The organism is Marinobacter vulgaris, assembly GCF_003344045.1.
GTDB classification, from domain to species: domain Bacteria; phylum Pseudomonadota; class Gammaproteobacteria; order Pseudomonadales; family Oleiphilaceae; genus Marinobacter; species Marinobacter vulgaris.
The window spans coordinates 32,822-53,497 of record NZ_QFWX01000001.1 but is presented as its reverse complement, the minus strand read 5'-3'; the positions used below and the strand labels follow the sequence as shown (position 1 = coordinate 53,497).

Here is a 20,676-nt window from a genome sequence, read left to right as displayed (position 1 = left end):
TGCCGGCCAGTTACGATCCTGTAAGAGGGTGTCGCCAATGGCGACGGTCACTTTCTCTCGCGAAACCAGTCCAGGCTTGCCGTCGTGTCGCCGCTGGGGCGATATTCCGCACTTACCCAGCCACCATACCCCAGACGGTCAAGGGCCGCGAAAACATTCCGAAAGTTAATCTCTCCGGTACCGGGTTCATGACGTCCCGGATTATCCGCAAACTGGACGTGGCCGATCCACGGCAGCAGGCACTCCAGCGAGCGGATGAGGTCCCCTTCCATGATCTGCATGTGGTACAGGTCATACTGCAGTTTCACGTTGCCGGCATCTACCGCCTTAATCAGCTGCATCACCCGGGCAGAAGTGTCCAGGAAGAATCCCGGTATATCTACCCGGGAGTTGATCGCCTCCAGGCACAGGGTCATGCCTTCATCGTCCAGTCGGGCGGCGGCATGCTCCACGTTGTCCACCAGGGTCTGCCAGGCCAGTGATTCGTCCAGGGTATCCGGGCGAATGCCGGCCAGACAGTTAACCTGCCTGCAGTCGAGGGCACGGGCATAGCGGATGGCCAGGTCAACGCCTGCCCTGAATTCATCGGTACGGTCGGGGAGACAGGCAATGCCACGTTCGCCGGCGCTCCAGTCACCCGCGGGCAGATTGAACAGCACCTGGGTAAGCCCATTACTCTCAAGCTCCCGCTTCAGCTCCTGTTCCGGCCATTGGTACGGAAACAGATACTCAACCCCGGAGAAACCGGCCTCCCTCGCCAGCCGGAAGCGGCCGATAAACTCCGCCTCGGCAAACAGCATGGAGAGATTGGCAGCGAATGCAGGCATGGCTTATCCCTTACGTTTGATGGCCGGCGAAGTGCCCAGAAGGGCGCCATTGAGATGTTCCAGCTCCAGCAGCAGACCGCTGTGGTCCACGTCACTGTGGCCGTTGGCAACCAGGCTCCGGTATTCATTATGCACCTGCTGGGCCAGCGGCAGCGTCAGCCCTTCGGAGCGGGCTTCATCCAGAATCATACGCAGATCCTTGAGCTGAATCCGGGCCGGCGCTCCAGGTGAGAAATCACGGTCAATCATGCGCTGCCCATGAAGCTCCAGAATCCGGCTACTGGCAAAACCACCCATCAAGGCCTCCCGCACGGCTGCAGGATCGGCACCACCCTTCGCCGCCAGCAACAACGCCTCCGAAACCGCACCGATGGTAATACCCACAATCGCCTGATTGGCCAACTTGGCCAGTTGCCCGGCACCGACAGGACCAATCGACGTACATTTACCCAAGGCCTCAAAAACCGGCCGCATCCGCTCAATATCCGCCTCAGCGCCCCCGGCCATAATACTCAGCGTCGCCTGTTCCGCCCCGACCGTCCCACCGGACACCGGGGCATCCACATACCCGGCGCCCCGCTCCCGGGCCAGTTCCGCATGGCGACGCGCCAGCGACGGCTGAACCGAGCTCATATCAATATAGACCGCTCCGGCCTTGAGCGCGTCGATACCGCCCTGCTCCATCATCACGCTGTCCACTACATCGCCGTTTTCGAGCATGGTGATCACGACATCGGCATGTCGAACAGCGTCTTTCGGTGAGCCGGCAACGACGGCCTCATCCTTAAAAGGCTCACATTTGCTCGCGGTACGGTTCCACAATGTCATGGGATAACCCGCGTTCAGAAGATTCCGAACCATGGGCGTGCCCATCAAGCCAATGCCAAGAAAAGCTATACGAAGATGGTGTGAGGTCATACTTTCTGGATCCCTATTGCCAATGCTGGAGAAGTGGGTGGGCAGGCTGTCTCAAAACCGTGCGGAGCCACGGATGGCGGTGTTTCGATTATACAAACAAAAACGCCACCAACCCCGCAAAGGGTGGTGGCGTTCTGACAGAAGCCGATGTCATTCCTGGCTTATGCGGCGACAGCCTCTTCCGTCGTCATCTGGGCACGAATCTTCTTCATTGCATTCTTTTCAAGCTGACGGATACGCTCCGCGGAAACACCATACCGGTCGGCCAGCTCATGCAACGTAGACTTGCTGTCTGACAACCAGCGCTCCCGCAGGATATCCTGGCTGCGCTCGTCCAACAGCGCCATCGCTGACATCAGGCGGCCGTTGGAATCGTCCGTCCAGTCCGACTGTTCAAGCTGAGTCGCCGGATTACTGCGATGATCTTCCAGATAATATTGCGGTGCCTGATAGGCATTGTCTTCATCATCATCCTGGGGACCGTCAAACGCGGTGTCGTGGGAAGCCAGCCGGCCTTCCATTTCCCGGACCACCCTGGGCTCCACGCCCAGGTCACCGGCCACCGCTGTCACCTCGTCGTGGCTCAACCAGGCCAGACGCTTCTTCTGGCTGCGCAGATTGAAGAACAGTTTGCGCTGGGCCTTGGTGGTGGCCACTTTAACGATACGCCAGTTACGCAGGATGAACTCGTGAATTTCCGCCTTGATCCAGTGCACCGCAAAAGAGACCAGGCGCACTCCATATTCCGGATTGAAGCGTTTGACCGCCTTCATCAGGCCCACATTGCCTTCCTGGATCAGGTCGGACTGGGACAAGCCATAACCGGCATAACTGCGGGCAATATGGATTACAAAACGCAGATGCGAGAGGATCAGCTCTCGGGCGGCATCCACATCACCTTCATAATACAACCGCTCTGAGAGCTTGCGCTCTTCCTCGACAGACAAAACCGGAATGCGGCTGGCTGCCTGGATATAGGACTCCAGATTGGCACCCGGAACCAGTCTGTCAATCACCTGTAAATTCGTACCCATATCTTTTCCTCCAGACAGGACGGCCTATAAATATAACAATCAGAACTTTGACCGCCACGTACCTAAAAAGTTCCTTTAATTCCCGTTAAAGCGTTTTAAATCAACAAATTGGGAACTTGTTTACTCCTCTGAACTACCCTTAACTTAAATCAACTACAACAATTTTTTCAATACGGTATTCCCGAAGTGAAGGATCACCCGCCAGCTATTTCGCCAGGCTCTATATCATCAAGATGGCGCTTTACTGCGACCCACGCTCCCAACCAGCCTAACAGCATGGCGGCAATTATCAACGCCAGCGCTCCGTCGACACTCAGCCCGTTGAGAGAAAAGTCGCTGCGGTAAAGCCCTGCCAGGCGCTCGACCGGCCCACTGAGCCACCAGAGCGACAATTGCAACAGTATTAACGCCACTATACCGCCCCCAAGGCCAAACCAGGCACCGGTGTAGAGAAACGGCCTGCGTACGAAGGCATCCGTGCCCCCCACCAGTTTGGCCACCAGAATCTCGTCGCGGCGGTTCTCGATGGCAAGTCGCACGGTATTGCCAATGACCAGCACAACGGCTGCAGCTAGCAACAGCGCCAATGCCCAGACTGCGCGGCCGAGCAGATCGGTCATGGCATTCAGGCGCTGCAGCCAGCCCAGATCCACCTGCACGCGCTCAACCCCATCCAGTCCCTCGATAACAGTGAGCAACATTTCCACGCCGTCGGCAGTGCGGGAGTTTTCGCTGGGCGTAACCAGCAGCGTGTGGGGCAGCGGGTTCTCGTTCAGATAGTCCAGAGCGTCCTCGAGGCCGGAAGAGGCCCGGAATTCATCCAGCGCGGTATCCCGATCAATCAGCTCCACCTCGGCCACACGGCTGTCGTCGGCCACCCTGGTTGTCAACGCCTGCGCTTCCTCAATGGAGACCGAGTCGTTCAGGTAGGCGGTCACCCGGGCCGAATTTTCCCAGCCTGCGCTGACGCCCTCCAGGCTGGCCAGCAACAGCATCAGTGCCACCGGCAACGCCAGTGCCACGCCCATGACCGTCCAGGTCATCATGCTGGCGATCGGGGACTGCCACAGGCGCCGGGCACTGTCCACGGCCACTTTCCGGTGATGGTTCAGGTAGCTTTCGGCCTGCTCCCGCCAGGGCGAACGGGCACTTCTGGCTCCGCGACTCCGGGGCTTGCGGGGATCGTTAGCCATGCCGGCCACCCCCGGCGCCAGGCTCTGACATCAGCCGGCCGTGATCCAGCGTAAGGGTGCGGCGCCCCAGATCGTTGATCAGGGCAATGTCGTGGGTAGCAATCAGTACTGTCACCCCCACCTGACTGAATTCCGTGAACAGGCGCATGATGTCGGCAGACAGTTCCGGATCCAGGTTGCCGGTGGGCTCGTCCGCCAGCAAAACCGGGGGCTTGTTGACCACCGCCCGGGCAATGCCTACGCGCTGCTGTTCACCGCCGGAAAGCTGAAGCGGATTCATTTTTTCCTTGCTCAGTAGCCCGACCTTGTCGAGCGCCGCACGCACGCGTCGGCCAATATCCCGGGCAGGCGTACCCATGACCTCCAGGGGCATGGCAACGTTGTCGAACACGGTACGGTCGAACAGCAGCTGATGGTTCTGGAATACCACGCCGATATGGCGGCGGATATAGGGCACCTGGCGACGCGGCAGGGTATTGAGCACCTGTCCGCCGACAATCACCTCGCCAGCACTGGGGCGCTCCATTACCATGATCAGCTTGAGCAGGGTACTTTTGCCGGCACCCGAATGGCCGGTGAGAAACGCCAGCTCGCCCCGCTCCAGACCGAAATTGACCTGGCGCAGAGCCGTATGATCGCTGTCGTAACGTTTGCTGACCTGGCGAAACTCGATCATCGAGGGCTACTTCTCCGGGCTGTCGTCGAACAGCGCATCCACAAAGGTGCGGGCGTCGAAGCTGCGCAGGTCGTCCACCTGCTCACCGACACCAATGTAGCGGATGGGAAGCTGCAACTGCCTGGCGATGGCGAACACAATGCCGCCCTTCGCAGTGCCATCCAGCTTGGTCAGGGTAATGCCGCTGACGCCCACCGCCTGCTGGAAAACCTGGGCTTGGCTGAGGGCGTTCTGGCCGGTACCCGCGTCCAGTACCAGCATGACTTCATGGGGCGCAGTGTCGTCCAGCTTCTTGATAACCCGCACAACCTTTTCCAGTTCACTCATCAGGTTGTCCTTGTTCTGCAGGCGCCCGGCGGTATCGGCAATCACCACATCCACACCCCGGGACTGGGCTGACTGCACGGCATCGAAGATCACTGAGGCGCTATCGGCGCCGGTGTGCTGAGCCACCACCGGTACCTTGTTGCGCTCACCCCAGACCTGCAGTTGCTCCACGGCAGCCGCCCGGAAGGTATCCCCTGCGGCCAGCATGACCGACTTGCCTTCACGCTGGAACAATGCCGTCAGCTTGCCGATCGTGGTGGTTTTGCCCACGCCATTAACGCCGACCATCAGGATCACATAAGGTTTCTTGCCGCTGTCTATCTCCAGGGGTTTGGTGACATCCGCCAGCAGGCCGTGAAGCTCATCCCGAAGCGCCTTGCGCAGGGCCTCGCCGTCCTTGAGCTGATTGCGCTCAAGCTTGTCCGTCAGCGACTCGATAATTTCCGACGTGGCGGTAACGCCCACATCCGCCATTAGCAGCGTGGTTTCGATTTCCTCTAGCAGATCCTCGTCCACTTTCTTGCCAACGGAGAACAGATCGGCCAAACCGCCAGTCAGGCTGGCCCGGGTTTTACCAAGACCATGACGGATGCGCTCGAAAACACTGACCTGGGGCGCTTCTGGTTCCGGCTCGGGCACTGCCGGCACTTCAGCAGGCGCCTTCTCGACCACGGCAGGCTCTTCAGGTGCCTCGGCAGGGGGGGCACTCTCAGGCTCTGCCTTTTCCTCTGCCTTGGGCGCAGCGCCTTCCGGTGCCTCTGGCTTCTTCTGGGGCACCGGCCTGGGCCGCGGCACACGCCGACGGTTGGCGGCCACATCCAGAACAAATACAAGGACAAGAAAGGCCAGAAGGCCGATAGCAATCCACTCTGCCGTCATAGTCATACCACTGATTGTCGATTCGCGGGATAAAAGAAAGGCGTTATTCTAGCAGACTGCCTGGCCTAAGTGATGGCCGCAGGTGACTCTCCCGACAAACCTTCGTAACATGGTGCGACTTATACGCCGAGGCGCACCGATCAGGAGGCATTTCCCACATGGCGCGCAACCAGAAACCCAGGCCCGCCAGCGGCGACGGTGAACTTCGCATCATCGGCGGTGACTGGCGCAGCCGCAAACTGCGCTTCCCCGAAGCCGGTGGCGTCCGCCCGACGCCCGCGCGCACCCGCGAAACCCTGTTCAACTGGCTGACATTCCACATCGCCGGCAGCCGCTGCCTCGACCTATTCGCCGGCTCCGGCGCCCTCGGCCTGGAAGCCCTTTCCCGGGGCGCCGGCACTACCGTCTTCGTCGACCACACTGCTGCACTGGCCCAGGCCCTGCGCAACAACCTGCAGCTATTGAAATCAGATAACGGAGAAGTGACCTGCCAGAACGTCGACACCTACCTCTCCCGGACTCCGGCCAAGCCGTTCGACATCCTGTTCATGGACCCGCCATTCAGACAGGGCTGGCTGGAAAAGCTGTTCCCGCTGATTGCGGATAATGGCTGGGTTAAACCGGAAGGCTGGATCTACGTGGAGCACGAAAGCGAACTGCCGACACCCACGGCGCCGGCCAACTGGACACTGCACCGACAAAAAACAGCAGGCCAGGTGACCTACTGTTTGTTCAGAGCTGAAGGATCAGCAACTACCTGAAAAACCGCAGCGAATGTTCCACTACGGTCAAATCGGTGTCGGGGTGAGGTGCCTTTTCTGCCGGGAAAAGGTGTCTGAGCAAAGCGAGTTCTTTTCCCAGAAGAAAAGGCACCCCACCTCGGGACCAGACACCTGAGCCATCAGGCTAAAAGGACCATCACGAAGAAGGCCGCAGAGAGTAAGCCCGCAAATGCGCCGCAAAATCCTCCAGATAACGAATACCACTGGCCTCCGCCTCCCGGCACCATTCCACCAGCGCCTGAAGTTTCTCCTGCGGCTTCAGTCCGCGTCGACGCCAGAGCTCCTGCAGTTCGTTACTCTTCTCGTAAATCTGACGCAGCGCCGCATTGCGCTCCAGCACAGTATCCAGATGCTCCTTTTCCTTCGGCTTGATCAGGGTAACCTCACGGGATAACAAACGCTTCAGGCTTCGATACCGGGGGCGAACTTCATCATCCATCAGTGCCTTCTGCTGTCGCAGCACCGGCTCCATCACCCGCTTGCGGTACTGGCGCATGATATCGAAGCGGCTGTTGGTAATCGCCTGCACGGTCTCTACATCCACTTTCTGCTTGCCAGGCACGTAATGGGCAATGGGCTTAAAACCCTTGGGTTTTGCCAGGCCGAAGAACTCGAAAAGGCGAATGTAACCCCAGCCGATATCCACTTCGAACCAGCGGCGGGACAGCTTGGAAGAGTTGGGGTAGGTGTGATGGTTATTGTGCAGCTCTTCACCGCCAATCAGGATACCCCAGGGTGAAATATTGCGGGCATTGTCTGCACATTCGAAATTGCGATAACCCATGAGATGACCGATGCCATTGACTACGCCGGCAGCCCAGACCGGAATCCACATCATCTGTACCGCCCAGATCCAGATTCCGTTCACACCGAAAAGCAAAAGGTCGATGACCGCCATCAGCTGGATACCCAACATCGGATAGCGGCTGTAGACCTTGTTCTCCACCCAGTCTTCCGGCGTGCGCTGGCCGTAGCGCTCAAGGGTTTCCTGAGTGCCCGCCTCATCATACAGTTCGGCACCCTCGAGAAGCACTTTGCGAATGCCCAGAATTACCGGGCTGTGAGGATCTTCCTCGGTTTCGCACTTGGCATGGTGCTTACGATGGATGGCCGTCCACTGTTTGGTGTTCTGTGCTGTGGTCAGCCAAAGCCAGAAACGGAAAAAATGCGCCAGTACCGGATGCAGATCCAGTGAGTTGTGGGCAGAATGGCGATGCAGGTAGAGCGTGACGCTGATGATTGTGATGTGGGTCAGTCCCAGGGCCACCAGGATTAGCTGCATCACCGAAAGGTCCGTAAGACCATTGTACCACATAGAATTTTCCTCATTCGATATCATAGGGTTGCAAAGTGCATGACGGGCCCTGCAGAAAGCCTTCGGCCTGGCGGATCCGGTACTGCCAAACAACCGTATCCCGACACTTTAGCGTACAGTTGTTAGCTGGAACAACCGTATTTGGCAGCCAAATTGTTACTGAATACACTAACCGGTTATCACCCACGCGGCTGGAGCGGAGCACCTTGCCAGAATTACCCGAAGTAGAGACCACCCGACGCGGCATTGCTCCCCATTGCGAAAACCGGACAATCACTCGGGTAACGGTGCGAGACAGTCGCCTGCGCTGGCCGGTTCCGGACAATCTGGCTGAATTGCTGGAAGGTGGCGTGATCCACACCGTGGAGCGTCGGGCAAAATACCTGCTTATCGGGGTAAGCTCGGACACGGTGGCCGGCTCTCTGATTGTGCATCTGGGCATGTCGGGCAGTTTGAGGGTGATCACCGACCAGAGCGAACCCCTGCTGCATGACCATGTGGAACTGACGCTGGATAGCGGCACCCGCCTGCGCTTCAATGACCCACGCCGATTCGGCTGCTGGCTGTGGTCCGAAAATCCGCACCAGCATCCGTTAATTGCCAGCCTGGGGCCAGAGCCCCTGGCACCGGCGTTTAACGGCAGCCTGCTCTACCGGTTGTCGCGGGGCAGGAAAACCCCGGTCAAGTCCTTCATTATGGATAACCATGTGGTCGTGGGTGTGGGCAACATCTACGCCAACGAAGCTCTGTTCAAGGCCGGCATCCATCCCCGCCGTGCCGCCGGTCGTATCAGCCTGGACCGTTATAACCGTCTGGTAGAGGCCATCCGTGAAACCCTCAGCGCCGCTATACTGATGGGGGGAACCACCTTGCGGGACTTCGTGAACAGTGATGGCAAACCCGGCTACTTCGCCCAGTCGCTGTTGGTCTACGGCCGCACCGGCGAGCCCTGCTGTGAATGCGGGCAGACATTGAGGGAAACACGGATGAACCAGCGCTCAACGGTTTACTGCAGCAAATGCCAGCGCTAGCGTTCAGACAACGACTGAAACAGAAAAAGCGTTTGAAAATACGTGAATATGATTCATAGTTAACAGAATATCCATAATCGCAAGCTACTATGAACGGCAACAGATGTATCGCCAGGAGAAACACGAAATGACCGGTAAGATTCCCCACATCGTTATCACCGCCTTCGCGGTTTGCCTGCTGGCGTTTTCCTCTGCCGGCCATGCCCAGGCGATTGATGAAGAACCCTCGGCATTGGCAATGACCGGAGATGCCCTGCTCGTTCGCCCGGCCCTGCTAGCCACCACTATCATTGGCAGCGCTGTGTACCTGGTATCCCTGCCATTCTCGGCACTGGGCGGTAACGCCGCTGAAGCCGGGGAAGTTCTGGTTGTCGGTCCGGCCAGGGCCACCTTTGTTCGCTGCCTGGGTTGCACCCGCACCGGCCGGAAACCCGAAACCATCCAGCAAGACGACTGATCCGTAGAATTCCGCCTTGCCAATCTACGCATACTTCGGCAGCCTGACGATTAATCAATCCTCAGGCTGATTTTGTATATGGTGAACTGGCACGCCCTTGATACCGTGTTCCTGGACATGGACGGAACCCTGCTCGACCTGCACTTCGACAACCATTTCTGGCTGGAACACCTGCCCAGGCGTTACGCCGAACACAACAATCTCAGCCCCGAACAGGCCCGTGACACCATCATCCCCATGATAATGGCCGAGCGCGGCTCCCTGAACTGGTACTGCACCGATTACTGGAGCGACCGCCTGAATCTGGACATCACCGGCCTCAAGGCCGAAGTGGGCGATCGCATCGGCTACCTGCCCCACGTCACCGACTTTCTCGCAGCCGTCCGAAGCGCCGGCCTGCGCTCGGTGATCGTTACCAACTGCCATCCCGACCCCCTGGGGCTGAAACTGCAACTCACTGGCCTCGACAGCCGGGTGGACAACATCATCTCCAGCCATCAGCTGGGCAAACCCAAGGAAGACCCGGCCTTCTGGCAGGACCTTGCCACTCTTGAAACCTATCAGCCCGCCGCCACCCTGATGGTGGACGACAGTTTCCCGGTGCTGGAAAGTGCCCGCACTGCCGGCATTGCCCAATGTCTTGCCATTCTGGCCCCGGACAGCAAACAGGCGGCCCGCAACAGACACCCGGAGATTCCGTCGATTCATCACTTCAATGAAGTCCTGCCGGCCCTGCGTCAACGCCAGCCCCTGCCATCCGGCCAGTGAGACAGCTATACTATGACCATACGCTGATCAGGTGAGGAGACATGACGGCAACCACTACTGAGGACACCCGCGTAAGACTCGACAAATGGCTGTGGGCCGCACGTTTTTACAAAACCCGCAACCTCGCCAAACAGGCCATCGAAGGGGGCAAGGTTCACTACAACAGCCAGCGAACCAAACCCGGCAAGCTGGTCGAACCCGGCGCCAAGGTCACCCTGCGGCAGGGATGGCAGGAACGCATCATTATCGTGGACGACATCAGCGAGCGTCGCCGGGGCGCTCCGGAGGCACAAAAGCTCTATCACGAAACTGAAGACAGCGTGAAGCGCCGGGAAGAACTTTCATGGCAGCGCAAAACCATGCAGGCGGCGCAGCTGCCACCTGCCCGGCGGCCCTCCAAGAAAGATCGCCGGGACATCCAGCGCTTCCGGGAACACAACGGGCTCTAGTACCCTGTGCTTCCCGCCTCAAGGACTACAGATTCCGACTCTAACGCTCAGGAGAAAACACCATGGCATCCCGGGACCAGTTCCAGCGATTTATTTTTGAAGACAGTCAGGTCCGGGGAGCCTGGGTGAGGCTCAACGACAGCTACAGCGAAATTGGCAACCAGGCACCCTACCCCGCTTCTGTAAGGCGCATCCTGGGTGAATCCCTGGCCGCCAGCGTCCTGATGAGCAGCACCCTCAAGTTCGAAGGCAACCTGTCACTGCAGGCCCAGGGCAAAGGGCCGTTGCGCACCCTGATGGCCGAGTGCAGCCACGACCGGTTCATTCGTGGCCTGGCCCGTTACGACGAACACGCCGTTACCGAGGACTCCCTGGACACCCTGCTGGGCGAGGGCAGCATGGCCATCACCATCTCCCCGGACAAGGGCCAGCGCTACCAGGGCGTGGTGCCGCGGGAGGAGGAAAACCTGGCCGGCTGCCTGGAAGAATATTTCGAGCGCTCCGAGCAGATTCCCACCAGCTTCTTCCTGTTCGCCGACGACAACTGCAGTGCAGGCCTGATGCTGCAGAAAATGCCCGGCAATACCGAACAGGATTCCGACTTATGGGACCGGCTCAACCACCTGGCCAGCACCGTGGAAGCCGATGAACTGCTGAGCCTGGACAGTGAAACGCTGCTCCACCGCCTGTTCCATGAGGAAACCGTGCGTCTGTTCGATGCCGAGCCCGTCGCCTTCCGCTGCAGCTGCTCCCGGGAACGAACTCTCGGCGCGCTGGAGGCTATCGGCCAGGAAGAGTGCTACAGTATTCTCGATGAACAGGGCTCCATTGAAATGGATTGCCAGTTCTGTCACCAACACTATCGCTTCGATAGGAATGATATTGATCACCTTTTCACCGGTCATACGTTACACTAGCTAACCGGCTGAATCGCCCGGAAGCCAGTCTCAGAGCGGCTTCCAGGGCTGTCGTTTTTTACCGGCGCCTCTGGCATAATAGCGCGCCTGAATTGGCTCGATTGCTCAGTTTTCCGTCAGTTTTTTAGAGGAGGCGGCCTGTGCAATCACGATCACATCCCGAGGGCGAGGTCGAAGTGAGTAACACTTATAATGATCTGTGTGCAGCACGACTGGTTGAGCTGGCACTGGAAAGACGCGAAGGCCAGCTGGCCGCAAACGGTTCACTGGTGGTAAAAACCGGCGAGCGTACCGGCCGGTCTCCGAAGGACCGCTATATCGTCGAGGAGCCAAGCACCTCTGACGACATCCACTGGGGTCCTATCAATCGCCCGTTCGATGCTGAAAAGTTCGATGCCCTCTGGGATCGCGTTGAAGCCTACATGGCCGAGAAAGACAGCTTTGTAAGCCACGTCCATGTCGGCTCCGACCCGGAACATTACCTGCCGGTACGCATGACCACCGAAACCGCCTGGCAGAATCTGTTTGGCCAGAACCTGTTCATTCGCCCGGACAGCTTCAATCCGGCCGACAAGCAGGAATGGCAGATCCTCAACGCTGCCAATTTCGAGTGCGTGCCCGAGCGGGATGGCACCAACAGCAATGGCTGCGTGATCATCAACTTTGCCCGGCGCAAGGTACTGCTGGCCGGAATGCATTATGCCGGCGAAATGAAGAAGGCGATGTTCTCAGTACAGAACTTCCTGCTGCCGGAAAAAGATGTACTGCCCATGCACTGCTCAGCAAACGTGGGCGAGGACGATGAGACCTGTCTGTTCTTTGGCCTCTCCGGTACCGGCAAGACCACCCTCTCCGCCGACCCTGATCGCTTCCTGATCGGTGACGACGAGCACGGCTGGGGTCCGGGCACCGTCTTCAACATCGAAGGTGGCTGCTACGCCAAGTGCATCGACCTGAGCCAGAAGAACGAACCCATCATCTGGGACGCTATCCGTTTCGGGGCCCTCGTTGAGAACGTTACTATCGACCAGGACACCCGCGAGCCGGACTACTCTGACGTTTCACTCACCGAAAATTCCCGCGTGGCCTATCCGCTGGAGCACGTTGAAAAGCGGGTTCCTGAAAACCGCGCCGGTGAGCCGTCACACATCGTCTTCCTGACTTGCGACATGACCGGCGTATTGCCACCCGTGTCAATCCTCAGCAAAGAAGCCGCGGCCTATCACTTCCTCAGTGGCTACACCGCTCTGGTGGGCTCCACCGAAATGGGCTCTTCTTCGAAGCTGAAGGCCACCTTCTCCACCTGCTTCGGCGCACCTTTCTTTCCGCGCCCAGCTGGCGTATATGCCGAGCTGCTGATGAAGCGCATGGATGAATTTGGCAGCAAGGTCTTCCTGGTAAACACTGGCTGGACCGGCGGCCCCTACGGCGTGGGCGAGCGCTTCAGCATCCCCACGACCCGTGGCATCATCGCCGCCATCCAGAACGGTGCTCTGGATGACGCCGAAACCGAGCATCTGCCAACCCTGAACCTGGAAGTGCCGGTAGACGTGCCCGGCGTGGACAACAACCTGCTGAACCCACGCAACACCTGGGCCAGCAAGGACGAATATGACGCGAAGGCCGCCGAACTGATTGGCCAGTTTGTTGAAAACTTCAAGAAGTTTGATGTTTCCGACGCCATCGTGGAGGCCGGGCCAAAAGCGTAAACCCGCCTTTACCCTGAAAAGCGTCCTGCTCTTGGAGCACGGCGCTTTTTTTGTGGCAGCAACCGCCCAGCGTAAGTCACGGCAAAGCTAGCGGATTACCATTGCTCCCGGTCCTCGGCGCTCTCCTCGGCTTCAATTTCTGCCTTGCGCTCCTGGATTTTCTTCATTTTTTCTTTGGAAATCGGCATCTTGCCGCTGTCGCGCAACATGAACAGCCCGCCCAGCACCAAGGCAATGGCACCGAGCAGAAAGACCCATCCTATCGTCGGCATAAGCATGTCTCCCTGGCCGGATTGGTTTCCTTTATAGTGGACCACACAGCTTCAAACCTACAACCGGATTTCGGATATAACTCCATGTCCTTTGCCAGAATTTACAACCAGGCGGCTGCCCATAAAGGCGGGGAAGCCGCACTTCGTTCGATGCTGCCCCGGGTGGCCGAACCCGGCGAACTGGAAGCAAAAAGCGACGACCGCTACCTGTCGGAGGTTACCCGATGTGTTTTCAAGGCCGGCTTTGTGTGGCGGATCATCGACAACAAATGGCCGGGTTTTGAGGCCGCGTTCCAGGGTTTTGTGCCGCTTTACTGGCAGCAGGTACCGCCGGAGGTGCTGGAGGAGCTGGCGCAGGATGAGCGTATCGTGCGGAACATGCAGAAAATCCGCACCGTGCCCGAAAACGCCCGGATGATTGTGGACGGAGCCCGTGAGCAGGGCAGCTTCGGGGCTTTTCTGAACCAGTGGCCCTCGAGCGATCAGGTCGGGCTGCTGATGTGGTTCAAGCGCCACGGCGCCCGGCTTGGCGGCAACACCGCCCAGTATTTCCTGCGTCGTGTTGGCTGGGATGGTTTTATTCTCGCCCCGGATGTGGTTGCCGGGCTCCATCGCGAGGAACGGCTGGACGCAACGCCCGGCAGCAAGAAAGCCCTGATTCAGGCGCAGCAGGCCTTTAACAGCTGGCATCAGGAAACCGGCCTGCCCTACAGCCACCTGTCACGGATTGTGTCGTACTCGGTGGGCAGTTAATCAGCGTCGTTACCGGTTTGCACAAAGCGTCGCGAACAGCTATACATTTGCCAGCCGGTACTGTCGCAACCCCCGGCCAATACCCAAAAAACGACAACAAGGAGTATCCAATGCGCAAACCTGAACTCGCTGCCGCCGTGGCAGATCAGACCGGATTAACCCGGGACAAGGCCAGCGAAGTCATCACCGCTTTTACCGACCAGATCTCTGCCGCTGCCGCCCGCGGCGAAGATACCACCCTGATCGGGTTCGGTACCTTCAACATCCGCAGCCGTGACGCTCGCGATGGCCGCAACCCTCAAACCGGCGAAACCATCCGCATACCCGCCAGCAGAACCGTCGGCTTCAAGGCAGGCAAGGCGCTGAAAGACTCGATACGCTAGGCTGACAGACTGGGCCAGGCCTGTTGTCCGTTGCACAGGGTGAGGCGAACGACACCGGGCAGATCTTTGCCGGGCAGAGGCACATGACGCCCGGCGGAGCAAAGATTGGCGCGGCCCGGAGTCCAGCTGGCCTCCGGGTCGAACACACACAGGTCTGCCACCGCACCTTCCCGCAGTTCCGCAGACCTGCCAATGACCGAAGCCGGCCCCGTGGTGAGTGCCCGGATCAGGCCTGCTGCCTCCAGTTCCCCGCGTTTTACCAGCAACAGCCCCATAGACAGAGTGCTTTCAATGGTGGACAGCCCCGGCTCGGTGGCCGCCATCGGTGCCTGTTTGGCAGCAGAGTCGTGGGGCTGGTGCTGACTGGTGACGGCGTCGATCACACCCTCCCGCACTCCGGCCAGCAGCGCCTGCCGATCTTTCTCCGAGCGTAACGGCGGCCGAACGTGGTAGCGGCTGTCAAAACCGGCCAGCGCGTCTTCGGTGAACATAAGCTGGTGCATGGCCACATCGGCGGTCACCGCAATACCGCGCCTGCGGGCGTCCGCCAGCATTTCCACACTGCGGGCGCAGGATAACTGGCCCAGGTGCAGGCGTACGCCGGTTTCTTCCGCCAGCAACAGCATTTCCATCACGGCTGCAGTTTCAGCCACTTCCGGGATACCCAGAAGCCCCAACCGGGAGGCCACCAGGCCATCATGGGCGTAACCGTCAGCAGCAAGAGCCTGGTTCTCGGGGCTGAACATCACTGTCAGCCCGAACGTTTGAGCATAAGCCATGCAGCGACGCAGCACCCTCGCATTCTTCACCGGGCGGGCGCCGTTGCTCATGGCAATACAGCCAGCCGCCGCCAGGCCCGCCATATCACTGAGCAGCTCACCCTCCAGGCCGCGGGTGATAGCACCCACGGGCAGTACCCGCACCCCTGAGCGCTTTGCTGCCACATCCAGAATCAGATTGGTGACGGCACCGGAGTCGTTGACCGGCGAAGTGTCCGGGGAAGCGCACAGGGTGGTGAAACCACCATGGGCAGCGGCCAGACTTTCCGAAGCTATGTTGCCTTTCTGACCATTGCCGGGCTCCCGCAGGTTGCAGCACAGGTCCACAAATCCCGGCGCCAGAGTACATCCCGTGGCATCAAAATCGTAATCAGCAGGCGCGTTCACGGCAGCATCGCCGAGTGCTGCAATCTGACCGTCCCGGATCAGCATTGTGGTTTCAGTGTTGTTGCCGGCCAGACGGCCCCCGCTGATTTTCAGACTGCTCATGCCTGGGCCCTCCCTGCCAGTTTGCGGTTGCGATCGGCCATCTGGCCGCCCATGGCCATGGACATCACCGCCATCCGGATGGCAATGCCGTTGGTCACCTGGTTCAGGATCACCGATTGCGGCCCGTCGGCGACCGCCGACTCGATCTCCACGCCGCGGTTGATGGGGCCGGGATGCATCACAATGCATCCGGGATCAGCCAGGGCAAGCTTCTCCTGACTGAGGCCGTAAAGCCGGTAGAATTCCCGCTCGCTGGGCAGCAGCGCCCCTTCCATGCGTTCTTTTTGCAGCCGCAGCATGATTACCACATCCAGGTCTTTCATGCCCCTGGCCATGTCGTATTCCACCGTACAGCCCAGACTCTCTACGTCTCGTGGCAGCAAGGTGGCCGGGGCAATCACCCGCACCTCAGCGGCCCCCAGTTCATTCAGGGCCCGGATCTGGGAGCGGGCCACCCGCGAGTGCAGCACATCGCCGACGATTGCGACTTTCAGGCCCTCAAAACCACCCTTGTGCTGGCGGATGGTGAGCATGTCCAGCATGGCCTGGGTGGGATGGGCGTGGCGCCCGTCGCCAGCATTGATAATGGCCACTCCCGGGGTCACGCTTTCTGCGATGAAATGGGGGGCGCCACTCTGGGAGTGACGCACCACGAACATATCACTGGCCATGGCCTCAAGGTTCAGCAGGGTGTCAGAGAGCGACTCGCCTTTGGAGGTGGCAGAGGTGTTGATATCCAGGTTGAGCACGTCCGCAGACAGACGCTTGGCAGCCAGCTCAAAGGTACTGCGGGTACGCGTGCTGGATTCGAAAAACAGGTTAACCACAGTACGGCCGCGCAATAACGGCACCTTCTTGATGCTTCGCTCACCCACTTCAATAAAGGAGTCTGCAGTGTCAAGGATTTCGGTCAGCAGCGCCCGGTTCAGGCCATCGAGGGTCAGAAAATGGCGTAACTGGCCGTCGTCGGTAAGCTGCAGGGATGTTGAAGAAGGATCGTTTACCGTCATGTGTCGCCTGTTGGTGTTGTGCGTTCGCTGATTACTTGCCCGTTTCCTGCAACTCTATGTGCAATGGGTCCGGGCCGCGCAATTTCACCCGCTGATGTGATTGCAGGGCCAGCACCCGCCCGGTTACGTCCGGCTGCACCGGCAGCTCCCGGGCGCCGAGATCCACCAGCGTGGCGAGAATGATACTGGCCGGCCGGCCGTAATCGAAAATTTCATTCATCGCCGCACGGATGGTTCGACCACTCATGATCACGTCGTCAATCAGGATAATGTCCCGGTCTTCCGTGCTGAACGGCAGGCTGGAGGGTTTCACTTTCGGATTCAGGCCAATACGGCTGAAATCGTCCCGGTAAAAGGAGATGTCCAGCTCACCCCAGGGCTCTTTCAGGTCCAGGCGCTTGCTCATGACGTCCGCCAGCCAGACACCCCCGGTGCGGATACCGATCAGCGCCGGGGCGGTCACGCCCCGCTCTTCCAGCTTCTGGCGCAGGCCGGCCTCCAGATCGTCCAGCAGCCGGTCCATATCAAGCAATGCAGTCATTTGAGCCCTCACATACAGCAGCCTGAGCCGGGTCAGGCGGTACCGGTTTTCTGTTGGTTAAACCAGGTCTCCAGAATCAGCACGGCGGCACGATCATCCACGCCATCACGGCCGAAATCGCGACTGCCACCGGCAGCCATGACATCGCCCTTGGCCTCGAAACTGGTCAACCGCTCGTCCACCATTTCCACCTCAACGTGAAAACGGCCATGCAAACGTTTGCCAAACTTGCGCGCCCGGGCACACATGTCGTTCTCGGTATCGTCCATGTTCAGAGGCAGGCCCACCAGCACCCGGTCCGGCTTCCACTCTTTGAGGAGGCGCTCAACCTGGTTCCAGTCGGGAACACCATCACGGGCCGGCAGCATGGTCAGGGGTTTGCCGGTTCCCAGCAGCTCCTGGCCACTGGCAACACCGATCCGTCGAGTGCCGAAATCGAAGGCCATCAGGCGACGGTTGCCGGCCTCAGGCATGCCCGACAGACTCGCTGAGCTGGTTGAGATCAATGCCGATCAGTTTCAGCACGGCCTTGTAACGATCTTCCCACGGGGTGCGGAACAGGATATCAGCGGTGGCAGGACAGGTCAGCCAGGCGTTGCTTGCCAGCTCTTCTTCAAGCTGTCCTTCGCTCCAGCCCGCGTAGCCCAGGCACACCAGGTAGTTTTCAGGCCCCCTGCCTGCCCCGATGTCTGACAACACGTCGCGGGACGTGGTCAGCAGGACGTCTTCGGACACCCGGGCGGTGTTCTGCCAGCCCGCGTCCGGGGAATGCAGCACGAAACCTCGCTCGGTCTGGACCGGGCCGCCACCGTAAACCGGTACATCCAGCTCGCCACCTTCCATATCCAGTTGCTCGAGGATTTCCCCGAGATGAATATCCAGCGGGTGATTCACCGTCAGCCCCAGCGCGCCCTCATCGGAATGTTCACACAGGTAAATAACCGCGCCGTGAAAACGCGGATCCTGCAGGTAGGGAGACGCCACCAGAAACTGGTGGCGCAGACTGTGTGGAGAGTATTTTGATGCTGTCATCCTGATGTCAGCCCCCGCCGTTCGAATACCCAGGTACGGATAATTTCCAGTTCATCGACATTTTCGCGCATGTCATCCGGGAAGGGCGCGAAGGGCGACGCCATTCGCACGATGCGTATGGCGGCATCATCAAGCACCGTGCTCCCGGATGATTCGAGTATAGCCAGTTCCTTGATTGTGCCATCCTTTTGCAGGGAAACCAGCATCCGCAATGTGCCGTAGATTCCCTCACGCCTGGCTTCCGTCGGGTAGTTGATATTTCCAACCCGGGTTACCTTGCTGACCCAGTTCTGAACATACCAGGCGTTGGTCGATTTCAGGGTGGAGGCTGCGGTAACACGCATGACCCGGGGTTTCTTGGCATAGGCCCGGCGCTGCTGGTCGAATCTGGCCTCCAGGCTGGCAATCTCCAGGCTACGCTCCATCAGGCTCTTCTTTTCCTTTACCGGTAACGGCTCGTCCGTTTCCGGCTGCGCAGCATCGGGTTCCGACACCTGGCGCTCACTGCGCGCCTCCGTCTGCACCACCGCCTGCGCCTGCTGCTTCGCGGGCTGAACCTGCGAAGGCGGTTCCGGCTGAACCTCGGCAATCTCCTGCTGGCTGATATCCGAGGGTTGCGGCGACGTCATTTCCACCGGTTCTTCCTCGGTGCCGCTGCCTTGCTGGCTGGTCTGTGCGAGGAAATCCGCAGCTTCCGGATCGGTCTCGTCATCAAACTGGGACAACGTGATTTCCATGGTCTGGGCGGAAGAGCGAGGCGGCTCCGGCGCAAAAGTAATGCCCAGAACCACGATGGCATGAAGCGCCAGCGCCATGAAAAGTGTAAAAGAAAACCGATCGAAATCGCTGACCTGTACTGCCATTCCTGAAGCTTACCTCGGTTAAACCCGGCTACGGACCATTATTTCAGACGACGCTCGATGGCATCCATCAACTGGCTGGATATATCGATGCCAAAGGCAGCATCAAGTTCCCGGATGCAGGTGGGGCTGGTGACGTTGATTTCCGTCAGGTAGTCACCGATCACATCGATACCGACAAAAATGAGCCCCTTTGCCTTGATCACCGGCGCCACACGGTCACAGATCTCCCGGTCACGGGCGGTCAGTTCGCGGCCTTCACCCCTGCCGCCAGCGGCCAGGTTTCCGCGATTCTCGCCGTGGGAGGGAATACGGGCAAGCGCATAGGGGATCGGTTCACCATCAATGAGCAGTATGCGCTTGTCACCCTGCTTGATTTCGGGAATATACTTCTGTGCCATCGCCTGGTGGGCGCCGTGATTGGTCAGGGTTTCAATGATCACCCCCAGGTTGTCGTCATTTTCCTTGATTCGGAAAATGGAACGCCCGCCCATGCCATCCACCGGCTTCATAATGACATCCCCGTGCTCGGCGTAGAATTCCTTGAGCCGCTGGGCGGAGCGGGTCACAAGCAGCGGTGGCGTGCAGTCTTCGAACTGGGCAGCAAACAGCTTTTCGTTACAGTCGCGCAGCGTTGCCGCGGGATTGACCACCAGGGCGCCCTGTTGCTCGGCAATTTCCAGTATAAAGGTGGCCATCAGGAACTCGCGGTCTACCGGCGGGTCCTGCCGCATCAGAATGACGTCCAGATCACCCAGCGCCCTTTCCTGAGCGGGCCCCAGGCGGAACCAGTCTTCCGGGTCCATGTGTACGGTCAGGTCGCGGGTCCTTGCCCTGGCCTGTCCGCCCTTCAGATACAGGTCCGGCAGCTCCATGTATTCAATTTGCCAGCCCCGCTTCTGGGCGGCCAGCAGCATTGCCAGCGAGCTGTCTTTCTTGAAATGGATCTTCTCGATGGGGTCCATCACAATTCCGAGTCGGACTGTCATAATGCCTCGTCAGCTAAAAGGTTGAAAACACGAACCGGTCTGCAGAGTTCTGCGCGGGATAAATGCTATGCTCCGATCACAGATGGTATTGTACCCGAGCCGTGAATGCATCCAGAGAAATCCCGTATCAATTACGTGACTTGCCGGGCAGAAGTACATTTGGTCACAAAGTTATACTTTTTATCCGGCCCCCAATACTCTATAAATGAGCGGGCTTTATAGAAGAACGCTAACGTTTGTGTTAAAAACCCCGGTTGCAAAATAACGACAGTCGCTGAGCGCAAGG

General features: G+C 59.1%; 24 protein-coding genes. 9 read left to right on the top strand and 15 right to left on the bottom strand.

Features of this window, described 5'->3' with window-relative positions; genetic code table 11:
- Positions 1–47: 47 nt before the first annotated feature.
- From hyi to ftsY, 6 genes are all read right to left on the bottom strand, one after another.
- Positions 48–827: a hydroxypyruvate isomerase gene (gene hyi, locus DIT71_RS00260; protein ID WP_114611205.1), complete on the bottom strand. Its 780-nt coding sequence runs from the start codon at positions 825–827 to the stop codon at positions 48–50.
- A 3-nt stretch (positions 828–830) separates the two neighbouring features.
- Positions 831–1,745, bottom strand: coding sequence for an NAD(P)-dependent oxidoreductase (locus DIT71_RS00255; RefSeq protein WP_114611204.1), 915 nt, complete (start codon positions 1,743–1,745; stop codon positions 831–833).
- Positions 1,746–1,906: 161 nt separating this feature from the next.
- Positions 1,907–2,779 carry an RNA polymerase sigma factor RpoH gene (rpoH, locus tag DIT71_RS00250; protein WP_114611203.1) on the bottom strand — a complete coding sequence of 291 codons (873 nt, stop codon included), beginning with the start codon at positions 2,777–2,779 and terminating at the stop codon, positions 1,907–1,909.
- Positions 2,780–2,973: 194 nt separating this feature from the next.
- On the bottom strand, positions 2,974–3,972 hold the full coding sequence (gene ftsX, locus DIT71_RS00245; RefSeq protein WP_114611757.1) for a permease-like cell division protein FtsX: 999 nt from the start codon (positions 3,970–3,972) through the stop codon (positions 2,974–2,976).
- Entirely contained in the window at positions 3,965–4,648 is a 684-nt protein-coding gene (gene ftsE, locus DIT71_RS00240; RefSeq protein WP_114611202.1) for a cell division ATP-binding protein FtsE, read from the bottom strand. The genes ftsX and ftsE overlap by 8 nt, the downstream gene beginning before the upstream one ends.
- Before the next feature lie 6 nt (positions 4,649–4,654).
- Positions 4,655–5,854, bottom strand: a complete 1,200-nt coding sequence (ftsY, locus tag DIT71_RS00235; RefSeq protein ID WP_114611201.1) for a signal recognition particle-docking protein FtsY — start codon at positions 5,852–5,854, stop codon at positions 4,655–4,657.
- A gap of 158 nt (positions 5,855–6,012) precedes the next feature.
- Between ftsY and rsmD the strand changes: the two genes are divergently transcribed.
- Positions 6,013–6,615, top strand: a complete 603-nt coding sequence (gene rsmD, locus DIT71_RS00230; protein ID WP_114611200.1) for a 16S rRNA (guanine(966)-N(2))-methyltransferase RsmD — start codon at positions 6,013–6,015, stop codon at positions 6,613–6,615.
- 157 nt (positions 6,616–6,772) lie between these two features.
- On the opposite strand, the gene DIT71_RS00225 is transcribed toward rsmD, so the two are convergent.
- Positions 6,773–7,951 (bottom strand): DesA family fatty acid desaturase, encoded by a 1,179-nt coding sequence (locus tag DIT71_RS00225; RefSeq protein WP_114611199.1) that lies wholly within the window; start codon positions 7,949–7,951, stop codon positions 6,773–6,775.
- Positions 7,952–8,157: 206 nt separating this feature from the next.
- On the opposite strand from DIT71_RS00225, the gene mutM reads away from it, so the two are divergent.
- The 6 genes from mutM (at position 8,158) to DIT71_RS00195 (ending at position 13,282) form a co-directional block, all read left to right on the top strand.
- The gene (gene mutM, locus DIT71_RS00220; protein WP_114611198.1) at positions 8,158–8,982 is read left to right on the top strand and encodes a bifunctional DNA-formamidopyrimidine glycosylase/DNA-(apurinic or apyrimidinic site) lyase; all 825 of its coding nucleotides are present in this window, start codon (positions 8,158–8,160) and stop codon (positions 8,980–8,982) included.
- 127 nt (positions 8,983–9,109) lie between these two features.
- Positions 9,110–9,439: a hypothetical protein gene (locus DIT71_RS00215; protein ID WP_114611197.1), complete on the top strand. Its 330-nt coding sequence runs from the start codon at positions 9,110–9,112 to the stop codon at positions 9,437–9,439.
- 78 nt (positions 9,440–9,517) lie between these two features.
- Positions 9,518–10,207, top strand: a complete 690-nt coding sequence (yrfG, locus tag DIT71_RS00210; protein ID WP_114611196.1) for a GMP/IMP nucleotidase — start codon at positions 9,518–9,520, stop codon at positions 10,205–10,207.
- Positions 10,208–10,248: 41 nt separating this feature from the next.
- On the top strand, positions 10,249–10,656 hold the full coding sequence (gene hslR / locus DIT71_RS00205; protein ID WP_114611195.1) for a ribosome-associated heat shock protein Hsp15: 408 nt from the start codon (positions 10,249–10,251) through the stop codon (positions 10,654–10,656).
- A 62-nt stretch (positions 10,657–10,718) separates the two neighbouring features.
- Entirely contained in the window at positions 10,719–11,573 is an 855-nt protein-coding gene (gene hslO, locus DIT71_RS00200) for an Hsp33 family molecular chaperone HslO (RefSeq protein WP_114611194.1), read from the top strand.
- Positions 11,574–11,749: 176 nt separating this feature from the next.
- Entirely contained in the window at positions 11,750–13,282 is a 1,533-nt protein-coding gene (locus DIT71_RS00195) for a phosphoenolpyruvate carboxykinase (protein WP_114611756.1), read from the top strand.
- Positions 13,283–13,377: 95 nt separating this feature from the next.
- On the opposite strand, the gene DIT71_RS00190 is transcribed toward DIT71_RS00195, so the two are convergent.
- Positions 13,378–13,554 (bottom strand): DUF2897 family protein, encoded by a 177-nt coding sequence (locus DIT71_RS00190; protein WP_114611755.1) that lies wholly within the window; start codon positions 13,552–13,554, stop codon positions 13,378–13,380.
- Between the two features lie 84 nt (positions 13,555–13,638).
- On the opposite strand from DIT71_RS00190, the gene DIT71_RS00185 reads away from it, so the two are divergent.
- Entirely contained in the window at positions 13,639–14,307 is a 669-nt protein-coding gene (locus tag DIT71_RS00185) for a DNA-3-methyladenine glycosylase I (RefSeq protein ID WP_114611193.1), read from the top strand.
- A gap of 110 nt (positions 14,308–14,417) precedes the next feature.
- On the top strand, positions 14,418–14,690 hold the full coding sequence (locus tag DIT71_RS00180; protein ID WP_114611192.1) for an HU family DNA-binding protein: 273 nt from the start codon (positions 14,418–14,420) through the stop codon (positions 14,688–14,690).
- Here DIT71_RS00180 and DIT71_RS00175 read toward each other — a convergent pair.
- Genes DIT71_RS00175 through gshB form a run of 7 tightly spaced genes read right to left on the bottom strand, consistent with a single transcriptional unit; the run spans position 14,687 to position 20,390 of the window.
- Positions 14,687–15,958 carry a dihydroorotase gene (locus tag DIT71_RS00175; RefSeq protein WP_114611191.1) on the bottom strand — a complete coding sequence of 424 codons (1,272 nt, stop codon included), beginning with the start codon at positions 15,956–15,958 and terminating at the stop codon, positions 14,687–14,689. The two genes, DIT71_RS00180 and DIT71_RS00175, sit on opposite strands and share 4 nt — an antisense overlap.
- Positions 15,955–16,968, bottom strand: a complete 1,014-nt coding sequence (locus tag DIT71_RS00170; RefSeq protein ID WP_114611190.1) for an aspartate carbamoyltransferase catalytic subunit — start codon at positions 16,966–16,968, stop codon at positions 15,955–15,957. Before DIT71_RS00170 ends, DIT71_RS00175 begins: the two co-directional genes overlap by 4 nt.
- Positions 16,969–16,999: 31 nt before the next feature.
- Complete coding sequence (gene pyrR / locus DIT71_RS00165) at positions 17,000–17,509, bottom strand: bifunctional pyr operon transcriptional regulator/uracil phosphoribosyltransferase PyrR (RefSeq protein WP_114611189.1); 510 nt, start codon at positions 17,507–17,509, stop codon at positions 17,000–17,002.
- Positions 17,510–17,541: 32 nt separating this feature from the next.
- On the bottom strand, positions 17,542–17,982 hold the full coding sequence (ruvX, locus tag DIT71_RS00160) for a Holliday junction resolvase RuvX (protein WP_114611188.1): 441 nt from the start codon (positions 17,980–17,982) through the stop codon (positions 17,542–17,544).
- Positions 17,975–18,541, bottom strand: a complete 567-nt coding sequence (locus DIT71_RS00155; RefSeq protein ID WP_199490924.1) for a YqgE/AlgH family protein — start codon at positions 18,539–18,541, stop codon at positions 17,975–17,977. The genes ruvX and DIT71_RS00155 overlap by 8 nt, the downstream gene beginning before the upstream one ends.
- Positions 18,538–19,404 (bottom strand): energy transducer TonB, encoded by an 867-nt coding sequence (locus DIT71_RS00150; protein WP_114611187.1) that lies wholly within the window; start codon positions 19,402–19,404, stop codon positions 18,538–18,540. The genes DIT71_RS00155 and DIT71_RS00150 overlap by 4 nt, the downstream gene beginning before the upstream one ends.
- 38 nt (positions 19,405–19,442) lie before the next feature.
- A complete protein-coding gene (gene gshB / locus DIT71_RS00145; protein ID WP_114611186.1) occupies positions 19,443–20,390 on the bottom strand; it encodes a glutathione synthase in 948 nt (315 codons plus the stop codon).
- Positions 20,391–20,676 lie beyond the last annotated feature (286 nt).

Excerpts from the sequence above, each read along its gene's own strand:
- hyi (WP_114611205.1), bottom strand. The coding sequence starts at position 827 with ATGCCTGCATTCGCTGCCAATCTCTCCATGCTGTTTGCCGAGGCGGAG.
- DIT71_RS00255 (WP_114611204.1), bottom strand. The coding sequence starts at position 1,745 with ATGACCTCACACCATCTTCGTATAGCTTTTCTTGGCATTGGCTTGATG.
- rpoH (WP_114611203.1), bottom strand. The coding sequence starts at position 2,779 with ATGGGTACGAATTTACAGGTGATTGACAGACTGGTTCCGGGTGCCAAT.
- ftsX (WP_114611757.1), bottom strand. The coding sequence starts at position 3,972 with ATGGCTAACGATCCCCGCAAGCCCCGGAGTCGCGGAGCCAGAAGTGCC.
- ftsE (WP_114611202.1), bottom strand. The coding sequence starts at position 4,648 with ATGATCGAGTTTCGCCAGGTCAGCAAACGTTACGACAGCGATCATACG.
- ftsY (WP_114611201.1), bottom strand. The coding sequence starts at position 5,854 with ATGACGGCAGAGTGGATTGCTATCGGCCTTCTGGCCTTTCTTGTCCTT.
- rsmD (WP_114611200.1), top strand. The coding sequence starts at position 6,013 with ATGGCGCGCAACCAGAAACCCAGGCCCGCCAGCGGCGACGGTGAACTT.
- DIT71_RS00225 (WP_114611199.1), bottom strand. The coding sequence starts at position 7,951 with ATGTGGTACAATGGTCTTACGGACCTTTCGGTGATGCAGCTAATCCTG.
- DIT71_RS00215 (WP_114611197.1), top strand. The coding sequence starts at position 9,110 with ATGACCGGTAAGATTCCCCACATCGTTATCACCGCCTTCGCGGTTTGC.
- yrfG (WP_114611196.1), top strand. The coding sequence starts at position 9,518 with ATGGTGAACTGGCACGCCCTTGATACCGTGTTCCTGGACATGGACGGA.
- hslR (WP_114611195.1), top strand. The coding sequence starts at position 10,249 with ATGACGGCAACCACTACTGAGGACACCCGCGTAAGACTCGACAAATGG.
- hslO (WP_114611194.1), top strand. The coding sequence starts at position 10,719 with ATGGCATCCCGGGACCAGTTCCAGCGATTTATTTTTGAAGACAGTCAG.
- DIT71_RS00190 (WP_114611755.1), bottom strand. The coding sequence starts at position 13,554 with ATGCCGACGATAGGATGGGTCTTTCTGCTCGGTGCCATTGCCTTGGTG.
- DIT71_RS00185 (WP_114611193.1), top strand. The coding sequence starts at position 13,639 with ATGTCCTTTGCCAGAATTTACAACCAGGCGGCTGCCCATAAAGGCGGG.
- DIT71_RS00180 (WP_114611192.1), top strand. The coding sequence starts at position 14,418 with ATGCGCAAACCTGAACTCGCTGCCGCCGTGGCAGATCAGACCGGATTA.
- DIT71_RS00175 (WP_114611191.1), bottom strand. The coding sequence starts at position 15,958 with ATGAGCAGTCTGAAAATCAGCGGGGGCCGTCTGGCCGGCAACAACACT.
- DIT71_RS00170 (WP_114611190.1), bottom strand. The coding sequence starts at position 16,968 with ATGACGGTAAACGATCCTTCTTCAACATCCCTGCAGCTTACCGACGAC.
- pyrR (WP_114611189.1), bottom strand. The coding sequence starts at position 17,509 with ATGACTGCATTGCTTGATATGGACCGGCTGCTGGACGATCTGGAGGCC.
- ruvX (WP_114611188.1), bottom strand. The coding sequence starts at position 17,982 with ATGCCTGAGGCCGGCAACCGTCGCCTGATGGCCTTCGATTTCGGCACT.
- DIT71_RS00155 (WP_199490924.1), bottom strand. The coding sequence starts at position 18,541 with ATGACAGCATCAAAATACTCTCCACACAGTCTGCGCCACCAGTTTCTG.
- DIT71_RS00150 (WP_114611187.1), bottom strand. The coding sequence starts at position 19,404 with ATGGCAGTACAGGTCAGCGATTTCGATCGGTTTTCTTTTACACTTTTC.
- gshB (WP_114611186.1), bottom strand. The coding sequence starts at position 20,390 with ATGACAGTCCGACTCGGAATTGTGATGGACCCCATCGAGAAGATCCAT.